The sequence below is a fragment of the Chryseobacterium sp. genome (genome assembly GCF_022712095.1).
Taxonomy (GTDB): domain Bacteria; phylum Bacteroidota; class Bacteroidia; order Flavobacteriales; family Weeksellaceae; genus Chryseobacterium.
The window spans coordinates 1-16,997 of the sequence record NZ_JALAHD010000160.1; the positions used below are offsets into that span (position 1 = coordinate 1).

Consider the following 16,997-nt stretch of genomic DNA (forward strand, 5'->3'; position numbering starts at 1 on the left):
ATGTTAAGTTTATCTATTAATGTTCAATTTAAAAAACTTAAAAATATTCTGTCAGCTGATAAAACTTTAGATAAAAATACTTTTTCTTTATTATGTATATTTGAATATTCGTAAAGCAATCCATCATGATCAGACAGCAATCAGAATATTTATCTATAGCTCAAATCTCTCTAAAACTTTTCTATACTTTATTCTTCCCGGAAAAAGAGATCAAAGCCACTCTTCTCATCATTCATGGAATGCAGGAGCATAGCGGTAGATATACTAAAATAGCAGAATACTTTGCTTCACAAGGAATCGCTGTTCTAACGTATGACCATGTAGGGCACGGAAGATCTATTATAAATAAAAAAGATCTCGGTTTTTTTCAGCATCATCAACCGGATGAAAAACTCATCTCCGATGCTGCCAAAATGGGTGAGCATCTTGCAGATCAGTATCCGGATGTCCCCCATTTTATCCTGGGGCATTCTATGGGCTCATTTATAACGCGCTGTCTTCTTCAAAAAAATAGCTCTCTATTTGCCGGTGCTATTATTACCGGAACAGGAGGAAGCTTAACGGGTATCGGATTATTAAAAGGATATTTTTCACTTGCCAATATGATTGCTCCGCATAAAAGAACCTTTTTTAATTATCTCTTCAATTCTATCAACAACAGGCACTTTAAAAAGGATAAAGATTACAACAGTACAAGCTGGCTTAGCCTTAATCCAGCCAACAGGAATTCTTTTTCCCACGATAAATTATGCGGCATCCCCTTTTCTAACAATGCTTATTATGCACTATTTTCCATTTATAAAAAAGCAACTTCAAGAAACTGGGCTAAAAATATCCCGACCTCTTTTCCTTTTTTATTCATAAGCGGAGAGAATGATCCTATTGGAGATTTCGGTAAAGGAGTAAAACAAACAGTTAACAATTTACAAAAGGATGGTTTTAAAGATGTAACCTTACTATTGTACCCCGATATGCGACATGAAATATTGAATGAAGAGATTCGGAAAGGCATACTTCAGGAAATTCATAATTGGATTTTAAAGATGTTGGAATAATATACCCCTCAACTCAATCAGTAATTCTTAGTCTTTTTTTCTCCATTGAATGGAACTAACCAACCAACTCAATATTCTTTTTTATTCCAATCTCTTCAAGAAAAACTTCATCATGCGAAATCACCACTAAAGTTCCTTGATAACCCTTAATTGATTCCGTTAAAATTTCAATATTCTGTAAATCCAGATTATTCGTCGGCTCATCAAGGATGATCATATCCGGTGTCTTATTACTGATAGAAAGACCGCAGAGAAGAAGCCTTAAGCGTTCTCCTCCACTTAATATATCGCATTTCTCATCCCATGTTTCTTTTCCAAATAAAAATCTTGACAATAAAGTTTTTACTTCGGATTCCTGCAAAGCATGATCATTAAACTGCTTTACAAAATCATAAACCGTAGATTCTCCCTCGATCAGAGAGTACTCCTGATCAATATAAATCGTATTAAAATCTGCCCGAGTTATTTTTCCACCGGAAGGTCTCAAATTTCCTACTAATAAATTAACCAGCGTTGTTTTCCCCGAACCATTTTTACCTTTAATGAAAATTCTGTCTCCACTACGAATTTCAAGATTTATATTTTCTTTCCAGAGATTTCCCTCGCCATATTTACAATTCACATCTTCTGCTGAAACTAAAATTTTTCCAGGATGCAGCCCCGAATCATCAAAATTCACTTTCATCTGACCGACATTTTTCACTGAGGAGCGCAAATCTCTGAGATCACCGGAAATATCATTGATCTTTTTAGCATGAATATTTTTCAGTTTAGAAGTATTTTTTTCAGCATTACTTCTCAATGTATTCATCATAATTCTAGCTACTCCCGATTTTTCCTGTTTACCTTTTCCTCTTGCATCCAGTTTTTGTTTCCGCTCCAAAGTTTCCCTTTCCTTTTCTTTGGCTTTCTTCAAAGCCCGTTCTTTAGAGTGAATATCATTTTGAAGCGCTTCTTCTTCTATTTCTTTCTGCTCTGTATAAAAATCATAGTTTCCCCCATAAATTGAAATCCCCTGATTGCTTAGTTCATAAATAGTGTCGACAAGATTCAGCAAAGTACGATCATGGCTTACTATCACTACAGTCGAATTCATTTTTTGTATCAGATCATAGAGAAGCTCTCTTCCTTCTGAATCTAGGTGATTAGTAGGTTCATCGAGTAAAATAATCTGTGGTTCGTTAATCTGAATTCCTGCCAGAAAAACTTTTGTTTTTTGCCCACCGCTTAAGGTTTCAAGCTTCTGATTGAGATTCAAATTTTCAAGTTTCCAATATTGTAGAGCATTCTGACACTTTTCTTCAATATCCCAATCATCATTTAATGTTTCAAAATACAATTCATCTACTTCACCATTGGTAATTTTCCGGAGTGCATCCAGTTTTCCATCTATTTTCAAACACTCAGCCACTGTCCGATGATCAAAGTTTCCAAACATTTGCGGCACAAAATAAACTTCACCCTGTATATTCACACTTCCTCCCAAAGGCTCTGTTTCTCCGGCGATTATTTTAAGTAAGGTCGATTTTCCTGTTCCATTATTCCCCACCAATGCGGATACGGTCTGAGACGGGATAGTTAAATGTAAATGATTAAAGAGGAGTTTTCCATGAGGAAACCCAAAAGATATATCGTGTAAAAAAATCATAATTTCTTTTATAATAAAAAGTTAAACTTCAATAACTATAGTATGTTATTGTCCTTATATCTGAAAGAAATTAAATTTTACATGTCCGTATTATTGGGTTTTGATAATACAAATATACTACAAATCTCTTACCATAATCTACATTCCAACATTTTCATCAAAAATCCTTAACTTTGTGACCTACTAAAAATCATATGGAAAGCATTAAAGTTCACGACAAAAATTTCGTTCCTTACTTAAAGGATGCGGAAATCCAGGAAATTGTAAAAGCTACAGCATTAAAAATTTACGAAGATTACAAAGATGAAGTTCCCGTTTTCATCGGGGTACTGAATGGGGTAATCATGTTTTTTTCTGATCTGCTGAAACATTATCCTGGAAATTGTGAGATCGCTTTCATTCAGATGAGTTCTTATGCAGGAACTGAATCTACAGGGATTGTTTACCAGAAAATGGAACTTACAAAAGATGTAAAAGACCGTCATATTATTCTGGTAGAAGATATTGTTGATACCGGAAATACGGTGGAAAGTCTTTTTAAATATTTTAAAGAAACCCAACGTCCGAAATCTGTAAAACTGGCTTCATTCTTATTAAAACCTGAGGTTTACAAAAAAAATTTCAAACTGGACTATATCGGAAAAGAAATCCCTAACAAGTTTGTTCTTGGATATGGTTTGGATTATGATGAACTGGGCAGAAATCTTTCCGATCTGTATCAACTGGAAGATGGAAGAATCAATGAGTAGTTACAGCAATTATTAGCTGTTTTTAAACTAAATCAAAATATAAAAGTAGAATATTAACTAAAAAAAGCTGAAAGCAGAAAGCATAACGCCCATTGCCAAAGCGAATCATCATTATGATAAACATTGTTTTATTTGGTCCTCCGGGAAGCGGAAAAGGAACACAAGCCCAAAATTTAATCGAAAAATTTAATTTAAAGCAAATCTCTACAGGTGATCTTTTCAGATACAACATGAAAAATGATACCGAACTTGGGAAACTGGCTAAATCTTATATCGATAAAGGAGACTTAGTTCCGGATCAGGTAACCACTGATATGTTAATTGACGAAATCAGAAAACCAACCGATACAAACGGATTTATCTTCGACGGATACCCAAGAACAGCAGCTCAGACTGAAGCCTTGGAAAAAATCGTTAAAGAAGAACTTAATGATAAGATTGATATCTGCCTTTCCTTAATCGTAGAAGATAAAATATTGGTAGAAAGATTGCTGAAAAGAGGAGAAACCAGTGGTAGAACCGATGACAGCAACGAAGAGATCATCCAGAACAGAATTAAAGAATATTATACTAAAACAGCAGAAGTTGCTGAACTTTACAAGCTACAGGGAAAATATGTAGAGGTAAACGGAGTGGGTGAAATTGACGAAATTTCTCAAAAACTTTTTGCTGAAGTAGAAAAAATAAAATAATTAAAAGTGGTGAGTGATGAGTTATTGTTTTACAAGCTATAGCTCATAATTCATAACCCATCACTCATAACTTGAATTACAGGACATGTCAAATTTTGTAGATTACGTAAAGATTCATTGTAAAAGTGGGCACGGAGGAGCCGGTTCAGCTCACCTGCGTCGTGAAAAGTATATTCCTAAAGGAGGCCCCGATGGTGGTGACGGAGGAAGAGGAGGCCATATCATCATGAAAGGAAATGCTCATGAATGGACGTTATTGCCTCTGCGTTATACACGACATGTGAAGGCCGAACGTGGTGAAAATGGTGGAAAGAATCAGTTAACCGGAGCTTACGGAGCTGATGTTTACATCAATGTTCCCATTGGAACCATTGCTAAAAATGAAGAAGGAGAGATCATCGGCGAAATATTGGAAGACGGACAGGAAATCATCCTTATGCAAGGGGGAAAAGGAGGTTTAGGAAATGAGAATTTCAAATCCTCGACTAACCAGACACCAAGGTATGCCCAACCCGGTCTTCCCGGAGAGGAAGGTTATATTGTTTTCGAGCTTAAAGTTTTAGCAGATGTAGGTCTGGTAGGTTTTCCGAATGCCGGTAAGTCTACTCTTCTGGCATCAGTTTCTGCTGCAAAGCCTAAAATTGCAAACTATGCCTTTACTACTCTTACGCCCAATCTTGGAATCGTAGATTACAGAAATTATAAATCTTTTGTAATGGCTGATATTCCCGGAATTATTGAAGGAGCAGCTGAGGGAAAAGGTCTGGGGCACAGATTCCTGAGACATATCGAAAGAAATGCAATTCTACTCTTCCTTATCCCTTCTGATTCTGAAGATCATTTTCAGGAATTTAAAATTCTGGAAAACGAGCTGAAAGAATATAATCCGGAACTTCTTGATAAGGATTTTATTATTTCGGTTTCAAAAGCTGATCTTCTGGACGAAGAGTTAAAGAAAGAAATTGCAGCCGAGTTCCCTGAAAATAAACAGCCTTTATTTTTCTCAGGAATAACAGGAGAAGGCTTAATGGATTTAAAAGATGCTATATGGAAAAAACTCCATGGATAAGACTTTTCTTTCCTCAAAATTAAAATATTGGGCGTTCCTGTTTTTATGGTTCTGCTCATTTTCTTTGGCCCAAAATAAAATCGACGCACTAAAAAGTAAAACTGAGGTTCAGGAGTTTGTCCGGACGGCAATTAAATCGGATACTTTACTTAAAAATTTTGAACTGGTTCCTATTCAGGATTTCCATCAATATGTAGTGTATTCCCGAACCAAAACCGTTGCTGACAGTCTTGGTATTAATAAAAGCTTTTATAAGGGGGATTTTGATGGTAATGGATTAACAGATCTTCTTTTCATAGGAGACAATAAATGCTGTACAGGCAGTTATCATGACGGAACCCGGACTGTTGATTATTCAGCTAACTTCAGTGTTAATGTCATCCTCGATATGGGAGGTGGAAAATACACTCTGGAAAATATTCTTTTTAACCAGTTCAGTAAAGTGATTCCTATCATTAAAAAACATGAAAGACGTGATTATATAGAAGTATTGTATGATCAGCAGTCAGAGGACCTTGAAGCTAGACAATACAGAACCCTACATAAAATAATTACCAAAATCCTGATTTACAATTTCGACAATTTTGTAGAATATAACCCTTCCCCTTCCCAGTTATCTGTGGAAAAAATCATTTATGAAACAGGTAAATGCTTTGGAAAGTGCCCTATATTTAATCTTGAATTAAATAAAAAAGGAGAATCATTTTTTTTCGCTAAATCCAGTAATTTTATAACGAACAGTGACATTGATGAAAAAATGGAGGGACAGTTTGCCACTCAGATTTCGTCAAAAGAATTTGAAAAGCTTGAAAAAATTCTGAATTATATCGATTTCTCAAATTTAGAAAACGACTATTCCAGAAACTGGACGGATAATCAAAACTCTACCTCTCTTCTTACCATTGTCTACAATAACGGACAGACTAAAAAAATCCGTGATTATTCACTTCCGGGAATATCCGGTACTTATGGACTTAAAGCACTCTACAGTATTTTATCTGAGCTTAGGTTTAATCAGAACTGGGAAAGGAAATAGTCTATTTTCTACAGATAATAACCTTCTCCTGATCTGTTAATCCATAATAATCATCACCTTTAAAGGTTCTTATTTCCGTATTAAATCCAGCTTCTTTTAATCTGTTTTCCAGCTCCTGAGCAGAATAAATTCTTACATGATCATGCTGCCCAAAATGTTTGGTTCTTTCTTCCTGCGTCGTAATGGTATAATCTTCATAAACTTCTCCCTCTTTAAAAGGGGTCTGTATCAATACCACACCATCATTTTTAAGCACTCTATACAATTCTGTCATTGCCTGCCGGTCTTCAATGATATGTTCCAGAATATGATAACAGATAATAAGGTCAAAAGCATCAGACCTATTCTCAATATCTGTAATGTCATAATGATAATCTGATAAAAAATGTCCCTCGAAATCAGAGCCAAAATAAGTTATATCTTTTCTTTTTTTAAACTTTCTGTATAATATCCTGAGAGGTGAAAAATCTAATACGGAAATATTTGGTTTTAAAAATTCTGATTCCAGAAGTATATAGAGCCGACGGGCTCTTGGGAGTGCTCCGCAAACAGGGCAAATAAGATCTCCATTCTTCAGTGCTGCAAATTTTTTAAGCCGGGTCCCACAAACGTTACATTCATGATCTTTCCCTGTGTATAATGGCATTAAAAGCTTTCTGAAATTTTCTTCATTTTCAATAAGGACTTTTTTAGGAAGCATATTTTTAGCAACCGACTTTAAGAAATTATACATGCAGGGCTCCGTTTTAAGAATCTTCAAAATAACAAAAATTTATCCGGATTTAAATTCAGATTTATAAGTATTCACATTCAATTATTATACTTCCAGATTCCCTATCAATTTTTTCCTTATTTTTTGGAACACTTATTGAGGATGCTTCACAAAACCTAAACTATGAAGTACATCGTAAGTATGCTGGCATTAATATTTGTCTTTTCATGCAGTTCCAGAAAAAATCAATCCGAATATTCCAACATCGAATATGAAGCCGGCGCCTGTTTTGGATTTTGTCCTGTGTTTAAAATGACTATTCATCCGGACAGAACTGCAGTACTGGAAGCGGAACACTTTAATTTCACTAAAAATCCCTCAAAAGCAGATTTTTCGAAGGAACGTGAGGGAACATTCAAAACTACTATCAAAGAAACTGATTACACTCGACTCATCACATTACTGGACAGCTTGGATATTAAAACTCTAAATAATAATTATGGAGAAAAAAACATCACTGATCTTCCCACTTCCTACCTGCGAATTCAGTTTAAAGACGGATCTCAGAAAAACATAGAAGATTACGGGAAAAGAGGCAGTGAGAAATTGACAAAAGTCTATCATTTTTTTGAGGATTTAAGGCATAATCAGCAATGGACCAAAGTGAAGTAATGTACTTAAAAATATTTAAACTACCTTTGCAAAAATAAATTCCTTCTGTGCGAAGGAATTTTTTACTTTAACTAAATATAAAAACAATTCATTTGAATTTTAAAGAATTACAATTAATCGAACCTATTGCAAAAGCAATACAAGAACAAGGATATACCAATCCTACTCCTATTCAGGAAAAGTCTATTCCTGAAATTTTAAAAGGAAAGGATTTCTTAGGATGTGCCCAGACCGGAACAGGCAAAACAGCCGCTTTTGCTATACCTATTTTACAGAATCTTTCCAAAAATACTGTTAAAAACAATCATATAAAAGCTCTTATCCTTACTCCTACACGGGAACTTGCTATACAAATTGAAGAGAATATCAAAGCATACGGAAAATATCTTCCTTTGAGACATCTGGTAATTTTTGGTGGTGTAAAACCTGGGAATCAGGAGGCCGCTTTAAGAAAAGGTGTTGATATTCTTGTTGCAACTCCGGGAAGGTTACTGGATTTTATTTCTCAGGGAATCATCAGCTTGAAAAACCTTGAAATATTTGTTTTGGATGAAGCAGACAGGATGCTGGATATGGGGTTTGTACACGATGTAAAAAGAGTGATTAAATTACTGCCACAGAAAAGACAGACACTGTTCTTTTCAGCAACTATGCCTGATGAAATACAAAAATTGGCAAATTCCATCCTACATAATCCTATAAAAGTGGAAGTAACTCCTGTGTCTTCAACTGCTGAAACTATTAAGCAATCGGTTTATTTTGTAGAAAGAGAAGATAAGCTTAATCTTCTTACCCATATTTTGCAAAATGATATTTCTGATTCCGTATTGGTATTTGCAAGAACTAAACATGGTGCAGATAAAATTGCAAGAAAGCTTCAGAAATCCAATATTTCTACGGAAGCCATTCATGGAAACAAATCTCAAAATGCAAGACAGAATGCTCTTACCAATTTTAAGTCCGGTAAAACAAGAGTATTGGTAGCTACAGATATTGCAGCCAGAGGGATTGATATCGATGAGCTTAAATTCGTCATCAATTTTGAACTTTCCGACGTTTCGGAAACCTATGTTCACAGAATCGGAAGAACCGGAAGAGCCGGAGCAGAAGGAAATTCTATTTCTTTCGTAGACGGATTGGATTTAAACAATTTAAAAAACACGGAAAAACTGATCGGAATGAAAATTCCTGTTATCAAAGATCATCCGTTCCACCCTACCAATCTGGTTGCTCAGAAAAGGGATTCCAATAATAAACCTGTAGCGGCTGGAGGTGAAAAACCCAAACCTTCTACAAGAAAAGATGTCGGTTATAAAAAGCCTAAGAATAAAAACTTCAACAGAAAAAAATAAAGCCTTCTTAATGAAGGCTTTCCTTTTATATGGCTACAAATAATTTCTTTGCATTTTCAGTCGTAATCCTATCTATTTCAGAAAAATCTTTATTGTAAATATTCACTAGTTTCCCTACTACCAGATCAAGATAAGAACTCTCATTTCTTTTTCCTCTGTGCGGTACCGGAGCCAAATAAGGAGAATCCGTTTCCAATACTATTTTATCCAAAGGAATCTCATTTAAAAATTGGTCTATTTTACCATTTTTAAAAGTGACAACACCGCCTATTCCTAAAATAAAGTTCAATTCAATAGCATATTGTGCCTGTTCAAGATTTCCTGAAAAACAGTGAAATATTCCCCTAAGTTTTGGATGTTTCTTTCTTTCCAGTACTTCAAAAGTTTCATCGAAGCTTTCTCTGGTATGAATCACGATAGGAAGGTCTTTTTCAATAGCCCAGTCAATTTGCTGCTCAAAAGCTTTAACCTGGATATCCAATGTCGTTTTATCCCAATAAAGATCAATCCCGATTTCTCCGACTGCAGGAAAAGCTCTCTGATCCAAATAGTTTTTAACTATTTCCAGTTCTTTTTCCCAGGTTTCCGGTTTTACATAACAAGGATGTAGTCCCATCATAGAAAAAATCTGTGCCGGATATTCGGATTCAAGCTGAAGCATAGATTCATGGGATGCCGAATCTATAGCAGGAAGATAAAATGCGGTGACTCCTTTATCTATTGCTCTCTGTATTGCCTCTTTTCGGTCTTCATTAAAGTCTTCTGAATATAAATGGGTATGTGTATCAATCATTTTTTTACATTTTTAAAAGGTCCTCATAAGGGTTTTCTAACTGAAGTAAAATTCCAAAAGCAAGTTCTGTTTTAATTCCGTTCTTTTTAAATTCTATTATTTTTTGTTTAAACTCTTCTCCTTCCTTTTTCAAAATCTTATATTCAGCAATCATATGCCTATATGCATTTTGTTTTGTGGAAGGAATTTTCTGTCCAAAAACTTCAACAGGCAATTCATCTAAAACCGTATTTAAAATAATACAATCCTCGTTTCCTATGATTTCTTTTTCTGTGGTAAAATTAGTATTTTCAGGTAAAAGATTATGAAGAGTATACACAAAGTCTTCTTCTTTTTCAATTTCACAGATAATATCAAGATCACTACCGGGAATATCTATTCCTATCGGAATTGTTCCTGCTAAAATTGGGGAAAAAGACTGCAACTTTTTAAAGATCTGATACTTTGATATGATCTCATAAGCTTTTTTCTGTCTTTCATTTCCTTCCTTCAAATAATCAATTTTGGTAAAGTCAATCATTTGAAAATTGAAATATCTTATGTTTTACTTTGCTTTGTTGAGCTTCTATTCTTTTATCAAGCTTTTCCCTGAATTCAATATACTTTGGATTTTTGTCATCCTGAGTTTTATGTTCTAATGCTTTATTGATTTTAAAATTTTCTTCAATAAAATCTTTTGCTTCTTCAGAAAAATAAGCAGCTCCGAATTTCTCAAATATATACTGAACCGCCTGAGAACTCGGGTGGATCAGATCATCTTTATAAAAACGGTAATCCCTGAGATCATCCATTAGGATTTCATAAACAGGTAAATAGTGGCAGTTATCAAATATTGATATACATTCGTGGACTGCAGCGATAAGTTTTGATTTACTTAACTGATTTTCAACCATGCCATCTTTTGTATGGCGAACCGGAGAAACTGTAAACAGGACCTGGACATCCTCCACACAGATATCTTTAAGATTGAGAATCGTATTATAAATGGAATCTACCAATTCTGTATGGGTAAGTAATCTTTTTTTAAAAAACTTCTGCGGAATTTTATGACAGTTGGCTACCAGCCGGCCCTTAGGTAAAAACTCATAAATATAAGAGGTTCCATACGTAACAATAATCCAGTTGGCACTTTGAAGAAAGAGGTTTCCCTCTTCTATTCCGGAGTTGATATTTTCTAATGTTTTATGAATATATCTTGTATTAAAACTGGTATGATGATCTAAAGAAATGAATTCATCGTTATAAGTAACCAGATCTTCTTCTCTATAAAACTCGGAATCATGAAGCCTTTTAACAGCATTACTAATGGAATAAGGATTAAAGATGGTACCGAAGGGATTATTGACCGTCTGAAGCTGCCCCTGTTGGAAAAGTTCCGACATCTCTGTAGCAAAGCAAGAACCTATTGAAAATATCTTATCTTCAATACCTATTTTTTGCTTCGATTCTTTGATATCAACTTCGGTTCTGAACTTCATGATATAGAAGAGACCATCCGGGGATTAAATATCCCCGGATGATCTGCTATTTTTATTTTAACTATTTCTGCTTAACAGGTAATTAGCCAGTTCTATGAATGGTTTTTTCTTTTCTTCAGGAGCATTGATCTTATTAAGATAGCTCTGTCCTATCTCATTATGCTTTTCAATAAGTCGCAAAGCTTTTTCATCAACTTTCGTTCTTCTGAAGATCTTTTCTACACCGTACACTTTATCGATATTATCTGTTTTTTTATTATACCAGTAATCCAGTTCTTTTCTTTCTTCTTCAGTAGCATGTTCTTTCGCCATTAAGTAGAGAACCGTTTTTTTGTTTTCATAGATATCTCCGGCGTGTTTTTTACCAAACTGAGCCTGGTCTCCGAATACATCCAGATAATCATCCATGATCTGGAATGCAATACCAATATGTTTTCCGAAGTTAAAGATTGATTTAGCGTCTTTAAAATCAGCTTTGGCGATCATTGCTCCGATTTCAAAAGAGGAAGCACTTAAGACTCCTGTTTTATAGGTAATCATTCTAACGTAATCATCAAATGTTACATTCTCCTGAGTTTCAAAGTTGATATCATACTGCTGACCTTCACATAATAATAATCCGGTATGGGTAAATATCCTTATACAGGCTTTGAAAATCTCAGGTTCAAGATCTTCAAAAAATTTATATGCTTTAAGCAACAACCCGTCTCCCGAAAGAATTCCCACATTGATTCCATGCAAAGTATGAATAGTTGGCTTATTTCTTCTTAAAGGAGCCTCATCCATTATATCATCATGGATCAGGGTAAAATTATGAAAAAACTCTATAGCTAAAGCAGGTTTAATTGCTTTCTGCAGATCACCTCCAAATAATTCGCAGGCCATAAGCACCATAATGGGACGGAGACGTTTTCCCCCATGAGAAATGATATAGTTCATTGGTTCATACAATTCTTCCGGCTTATCTTTAAAAGTGTACTTATTAATAGCTTCTGCCACTATCTGCTGGTATCTGTCTAAAAACTCCATAAAATTTTATAATTTCAACAAAAATACGATTTTTCGGGGGCTTTCTAAAATAAAAAACTTTGCCTGAAAAGGCAAAGCTTCAATATTCTTATTTTAAGTAAATAATGTGACCAGAAGATAAGTAATTCCCGCTACGATTGCCGAAATAGGAATGGTCAACACCCAAGCCCAGAGAAGACTCACTGTAATACCCCATCTCACTGCAGAAACTCTTTTTGTTAAACCTACTCCAATAATGGATCCGGTAATGGTATGGGTCGTTGACACAGGGATCCCAAAGTGATCGGTGATAAACAGGGTAATTGCACCTGCTGTTTCAGCACTTACTCCTTCCAGAGGAGTCACTTTTGTTATCTTAGTCCCCATTGTTTTAATGATCTTCCAACCACCACTCATGGTTCCTAATGCAATTGCAATAAAGGAAACAAGAGGTACCCAAAGGTAATGTTCAGCAAAATAATCAAAACGTGTCGCTGGTTCAAGATTAAGATACACAGGATCCTGAAGCATATTAACATGATAATAAATTAAAGCTGCTCCGATGATCCCCATTACTTTCTGAGCATCATTCAAACCGTGCCCTAAGCTGAACAAGGCTGAAGAAACCAACTGTAATCTCTTAAATGATTTATCTGCTTTATGCGGGTTTGATCTTTTATAAAGGTGAACAATAATCAGGGTAATGATAATAGATATTAACATCCCGATTACCGGTGCTAAAAAGATAAATAGGAAAATAGGAATTACTTTATCAAATTTCACAACACTCTGTGTTGTTACCTGATGAAAAGCTTCTTTTATTGTATCCCAAAAACCTAAGTCTGGCTGTGTTGCTATAACATCATGATAATCCATTGTAAATGCATGCATCAATGCTGCTCCTAAAAACCCACCAATTAAGGTGTGCGATGAGGAGGAAGGAATGCCAAACCACCACGTTAAAAGATTCCAAGCAATAGCTGCTATAAGCCCTGAAAAGATAACTTCGAGTGTTATAAAGTTTTCATTAACAGTTTTGGCAATTGTATTACCTATCTTAAATTCTCCAATAACATAAGCTGCAATAAAGAAAGCCGCAAAGTTCCAGAGAGCTGCCCAAAGTACAGCCTGAAACGGAGTTAAAACTTTGGTAGAAACAATTGTTGCAATTGAATTGGCCGCATCATGAAAACCATTAATATAATCAAAGATTAACGCTAACACAATAATAACCGTGAGTAAAATCGGAAATTCCATTTTTTGTTATTTTGTTAAGCGTATTTAATCATGATGTTCTCAATTGTATTGGCAACATCTTCTGCTTTATCAGTTACTACTTCAAGATAATTAAGTACAGATGAAACTTTAATAATGTTAATAGCATCATTAGTTTCAAATAATTCTACCATAGAATTGGATAAAAGATCATCTGCAATATTTTCAATAGAATTCACTTTAATGCAAGCTTCTTTTACCTGCTCCATATTTTTGAAACCTTTAAGGTTTTTCATAGCATTCTGAATCTCGATACATGCTTTATGAATAAGCAGTGAGAAATCAGCATATGCTTTTACTTTTGGAGATTTATATAAGAAAATATATTTTGCCGATGCATAAATATAATCTGCGATATCATCAAGACCTGTTGCCAGTGTATGAATATCTTCACGATCGAAAGGAGTAATAAAATTTTTCCCTAATTCCACAAAAATCTCATGTGTAAGTTCATCATTTTTATGTTCATAGTCGCTCATTTTTTTGAGCATGGAATCATCATTTAAATCGAAATCTTTAATTCCTGTATTGAATTCTTCTGACATTGCTACCAAGTTATCTGTAACTTTTTCAAACAGCACGAAGAATATTTTGTCCTTTGGTTGAAAAGCGTGGAAAATATTACCAATTCCCATTTTTAAGTTTTTATAATTTGATTGCAAATTTCTTAAAAAAGGCTTTTAAGTAAAAGCTTCTCACATTAAGTTTTGTTAATATTGAATTAATATTTATCATGTCCACAAAAAAACCGGCTTTAAGCCGGTCTGTATTAAGTATTGAGAAGCTTAGTTTGCCACTTCAGCCCTCATATCTTTTCCTTTAAATTTCATAGAAGAAATATTACTTAAAAGATCTGTCTTAAAGGATTTTTCCACTTCAAAGAATGAAAATTTCTCTAAAATTTCAATATCTCCGATTTCCGCTCTTTTCTTACTCTTTCCAGCTGTTGCTTTATTAATAATGTCCAGAACATCCAACTTCTTCAACTGATCTTTTTTCCCCAGATTAAAGAAAAATCTTACCATATTTTCATTTCTCTTTCTAGGTTTTCCTCCTCTTTCTCTTCTGTCCCCTCTATCGCGATCACGATCCCTACCTCTGTCACGGTCTCTTCGGTCTCTTCTTGAAGGTTCATCATCTCTACCCAATTTCTGATCTACAAGGTCATGATGGTCTCTGTAATATAACGCTAAGTCTTTCAACTGAACCTGTAACAGACGATGTACCAATTCTTCTTTTGTAAAATTAGTAAGATCAGGAATTAAAGAGTCATCAAATTCAAAATAATCTTCATGCTCCGCAAAAAGGTTTTCAAATACTCCTCCTACCTGCGATTTGATAATTTCTTCTCCTGTAGGAACCTTCTTCTCGTTGATCTCAATTTTCGTAGCAGCTTTTATCTGCTTTAGCTTTCTGCTTTCCTCCGGCTTAATCAATGCCATAGAAACTCCGTCTTTCCCTGCTCTCCCCGTTCTACCGCTTCTATGTACGAATACTTCAGGATCGTCCGGTAAAGAATAGTGAATAACATGAGTAAGAGAATTAACATCCAGCCCTCTTGCCGCCACATCCGTGGCTACAAGAATATCGATATTTTTCAGTCTGAATTTCTTCATAACCGTATCTCTTTGCGCCTGAGATAAGTCTCCATGAAGTGCATCCGCTGCATATCCGTTCTGCATTAAAAAGTCCGCTACTTCCTGAGTTTCCATTCTCGTTCTACAGAAAATAATGGAATATTGATTAGGATTAGCATCAATAAGACGCTTCAGAGCTTCTTTTTTCTGACGGTATCCTACTACATAATATTCATGAGTGATGTTCTTTTTCACCTCATTGATAGATCCTACGGAAATTCTGTGAGGTTTTGTAAGATAATTTCTTGAAATTCTTTCTACCTCCTTATTCATGGTAGCAGAGAATAAAAACGTCTGCTTGGTTTCAGGAGTTTCACTTAGAATGGTTTCCAGTTCATCTTTGAATCCCATTGATAACATTTCATCCGCTTCATCCAATACCAACCAGTGAATGGCGGAAAAGTCCAATGCTTTTCTGTTAATCAAATCGATTACTCTTCCCGGAGTTCCCACAATAATCTGCGGTTTATCTTTTAAAGAGCGAATCTGGTCTACAATACTGCTCCCACCATATACTGCTGTAGTTTTGATGTTCTGCATGTATTTCGAATAATTCTTTATGTCTTTAGCAATTTGAAGACATAATTCTCGTGTCGGACAAAGCACCAATAATTGGATTTTGCGACTCGTATCGTCAATCATATCCAAAATCGGAAGCGAAAATGCTGCTGTTTTGCCTGTCCCAGTCTGCGCAAGTGCGATAAGATCGCGTATATCTGAAAGAATAAAAGGGATAGTCTGTTTTTGGATTTCTGTAGGGCTTTCATAGCCCAGTTCGCCAACTGCCTTAAGAATTTCAGGACTTAAATTGGTTTCCGTAAATAAATTCATTAAATATTCTAAATTTTTGCAAAGATACAATTATTATTTGATTTGTTTTTGAATAAATGTTTAAATAACCAATTCTAATTTCAGAATCCTTTAATACTTTCCCATTTTCTGAAAAGATTATTATAAAAAAAGCAGGTTCCGAATAGCAATATAACAAGTATTATTTTTTTTATTTGGATGAAAATTATTTTATACATCAGAATAACAGCCCCCTTATTAGAGCTTACCTTATTTTTAGCTTTGACTTTTTAATTCTCTCCGCTTTTATTAATTTTGATTCAAAATAGATGAATTATGTCCACTACAATTTCCCAAAAAACTTTTGACTTTCTAAAAAAATTAAATAAAAACAATAACCGTGAATGGTTCAACACCAATAAAGAGCTTTATACTCAGGCCCAAGGGAATATAATCAGTTTTCTGGAAGACCTTATACAGGAAATGGGAGAGTTTGACAGTGACCTTCTGAAAATTGATGCTAAAAAGTCATTATTCAGGATTTATCGGGACACCCGTTTTTCAAAAGACAAATCTCCTTATAAAACCAATTTTGGCTCTTCTTTGGGAATGGGAAAAGGAAATCAGAAAGGAGGATATTATCTTCATCTTGAACCTAAAAAATCTTTTATAGCAGGAGGAATTTACATGCCCGAACCTTCTACACTGAAAGAAATACGGAAAGAAATCTCTTTATATGGTGATGAGTTTTTAAAAGTAATAAATCATAAAGATTTCAAAAAATATTTTCCTGAACTTGATCAGGAAAGCAAACTGGTAAAGATTCCCCAAGGTTTTGAAAAGGATGACCCTATGGGAGAGTATCTTAAACTTAAGAATTTCATCGTGGTTCATTACTTAAATGATGAGGAAGTGATGGATGCCCAGGCTGCCCATAAAATGTCTGCTATATATAAAGTAATGAAACCGTTGAATGATTTTTTAAACACGCCGTTTTTATAATCTGCTTTTCAGCTTTTTAGAAGTAAACAG

At 34.7% G+C, this 16,997-nt stretch carries 17 protein-coding genes; 8 read left to right on the forward strand and 9 right to left on the reverse strand.

Features of this window, described 5'->3' with window-relative positions; translation table 11 throughout:
• Nucleotides 1-125 precede the first annotated feature (125 nt).
• Nucleotides 126-1,055 carry an alpha/beta fold hydrolase gene (locus Q0A18_RS08020; RefSeq protein WP_292009630.1) on the forward strand — a complete coding sequence of 310 codons (930 nt, stop codon included), beginning with the start codon at nt 126-128 and terminating at the stop codon, nt 1,053-1,055.
• 55 nt (nt 1,056-1,110) lie between these two features.
• Here Q0A18_RS08020 and abc-f read toward each other — a convergent pair whose 3' ends face one another.
• Nucleotides 1,111-2,703, reverse strand: a complete 1,593-nt coding sequence (abc-f, locus tag Q0A18_RS08025) for a ribosomal protection-like ABC-F family protein (RefSeq protein ID WP_292009631.1) — start codon at nt 2,701-2,703, stop codon at nt 1,111-1,113.
• A 194-nt stretch (nt 2,704-2,897) separates the two neighbouring features.
• On the opposite strand from abc-f, the gene Q0A18_RS08030 reads away from it, so the two are divergent.
• The 4 genes from Q0A18_RS08030 (at nt 2,898) to Q0A18_RS08045 (ending at nt 6,249) form a co-directional block, all read left to right on the forward strand.
• Nucleotides 2,898-3,452, forward strand: coding sequence for a phosphoribosyltransferase family protein (locus Q0A18_RS08030; RefSeq protein WP_292009632.1), 555 nt, complete (start codon nt 2,898-2,900; stop codon nt 3,450-3,452).
• 113 nt (nt 3,453-3,565) lie between these two features.
• Nucleotides 3,566-4,144 carry an adenylate kinase gene (locus Q0A18_RS08035; protein WP_292009633.1) on the forward strand — a complete coding sequence of 193 codons (579 nt, stop codon included), beginning with the start codon at nt 3,566-3,568 and terminating at the stop codon, nt 4,142-4,144.
• 85 nt (nt 4,145-4,229) lie between these two features.
• Nucleotides 4,230-5,213 (forward strand): GTPase ObgE, encoded by a 984-nt coding sequence (obgE, locus tag Q0A18_RS08040; protein ID WP_292009634.1) that lies wholly within the window; start codon nt 4,230-4,232, stop codon nt 5,211-5,213.
• Nucleotides 5,206-6,249, forward strand: coding sequence for a DUF6438 domain-containing protein (locus tag Q0A18_RS08045; protein WP_292009635.1), 1,044 nt, complete (start codon nt 5,206-5,208; stop codon nt 6,247-6,249). The genes obgE and Q0A18_RS08045 overlap by 8 nt, the downstream gene beginning before the upstream one ends.
• A 1-nt stretch (nt 6,250) precedes the next feature.
• On the opposite strand, the gene Q0A18_RS08050 is transcribed toward Q0A18_RS08045, so the two are convergent.
• Nucleotides 6,251-6,982 carry a class I SAM-dependent methyltransferase gene (locus tag Q0A18_RS08050; RefSeq protein ID WP_292009636.1) on the reverse strand — a complete coding sequence of 244 codons (732 nt, stop codon included), beginning with the start codon at nt 6,980-6,982 and terminating at the stop codon, nt 6,251-6,253.
• 162 nt (nt 6,983-7,144) lie between these two features.
• Here Q0A18_RS08050 and Q0A18_RS08055 point away from each other — a divergent pair, with 162 nt between their 5' ends.
• Nucleotides 7,145-7,633: a DUF6438 domain-containing protein gene (locus Q0A18_RS08055; protein ID WP_292009637.1), complete on the forward strand. Its 489-nt coding sequence runs from the start codon at nt 7,145-7,147 to the stop codon at nt 7,631-7,633.
• Nucleotides 7,634-7,725: 92 nt separating this feature from the next.
• A complete protein-coding gene (locus Q0A18_RS08060; RefSeq protein ID WP_292009638.1) occupies nt 7,726-8,985 on the forward strand; it encodes a DEAD/DEAH box helicase in 1,260 nt (419 codons plus the stop codon).
• Nucleotides 8,986-9,010: 25 nt separating this feature from the next.
• Here Q0A18_RS08060 and Q0A18_RS08065 read toward each other — a convergent pair whose 3' ends face one another.
• From Q0A18_RS08065 to Q0A18_RS08095, 7 genes are all read right to left on the reverse strand, one after another.
• Nucleotides 9,011-9,778 carry a TatD family hydrolase gene (locus Q0A18_RS08065; protein ID WP_292009639.1) on the reverse strand — a complete coding sequence of 256 codons (768 nt, stop codon included), beginning with the start codon at nt 9,776-9,778 and terminating at the stop codon, nt 9,011-9,013.
• Nucleotides 9,779-9,782: 4 nt separating this feature from the next.
• Nucleotides 9,783-10,271: a DUF4269 domain-containing protein gene (locus Q0A18_RS08070; RefSeq protein ID WP_292009640.1), complete on the reverse strand. Its 489-nt coding sequence runs from the start codon at nt 10,269-10,271 to the stop codon at nt 9,783-9,785.
• A gap of 19 nt (nt 10,272-10,290) precedes the next feature.
• Nucleotides 10,291-11,256 carry a GSCFA domain-containing protein gene (locus Q0A18_RS08075; RefSeq protein WP_292009641.1) on the reverse strand — a complete coding sequence of 322 codons (966 nt, stop codon included), beginning with the start codon at nt 11,254-11,256 and terminating at the stop codon, nt 10,291-10,293.
• A gap of 57 nt (nt 11,257-11,313) precedes the next feature.
• A complete protein-coding gene (locus tag Q0A18_RS08080) occupies nt 11,314-12,285 on the reverse strand; it encodes a polyprenyl synthetase family protein (RefSeq protein WP_292009642.1) in 972 nt (323 codons plus the stop codon).
• Between the two features lie 93 nt (nt 12,286-12,378).
• A complete protein-coding gene (locus Q0A18_RS08085) occupies nt 12,379-13,521 on the reverse strand; it encodes an inorganic phosphate transporter (protein WP_292009643.1) in 1,143 nt (380 codons plus the stop codon).
• Nucleotides 13,522-13,535: 14 nt separating this feature from the next.
• Nucleotides 13,536-14,174, reverse strand: a complete 639-nt coding sequence (locus Q0A18_RS08090; RefSeq protein WP_292009644.1) for a DUF47 family protein — start codon at nt 14,172-14,174, stop codon at nt 13,536-13,538.
• 150 nt (nt 14,175-14,324) lie between these two features.
• Complete coding sequence (locus tag Q0A18_RS08095) at nt 14,325-16,007, reverse strand: DEAD/DEAH box helicase (RefSeq protein ID WP_292009645.1); 1,683 nt, start codon at nt 16,005-16,007, stop codon at nt 14,325-14,327.
• Nucleotides 16,008-16,301: 294 nt separating this feature from the next.
• Here Q0A18_RS08095 and Q0A18_RS08100 point away from each other — a divergent pair, with 294 nt between their 5' ends.
• The gene (locus Q0A18_RS08100; RefSeq protein ID WP_292009646.1) at nt 16,302-16,967 is read left to right on the forward strand and encodes a DUF2461 domain-containing protein; all 666 of its coding nucleotides are present in this window, start codon (nt 16,302-16,304) and stop codon (nt 16,965-16,967) included.
• The last annotated feature ends 30 nt before the right edge of the window (nt 16,968-16,997 follow it).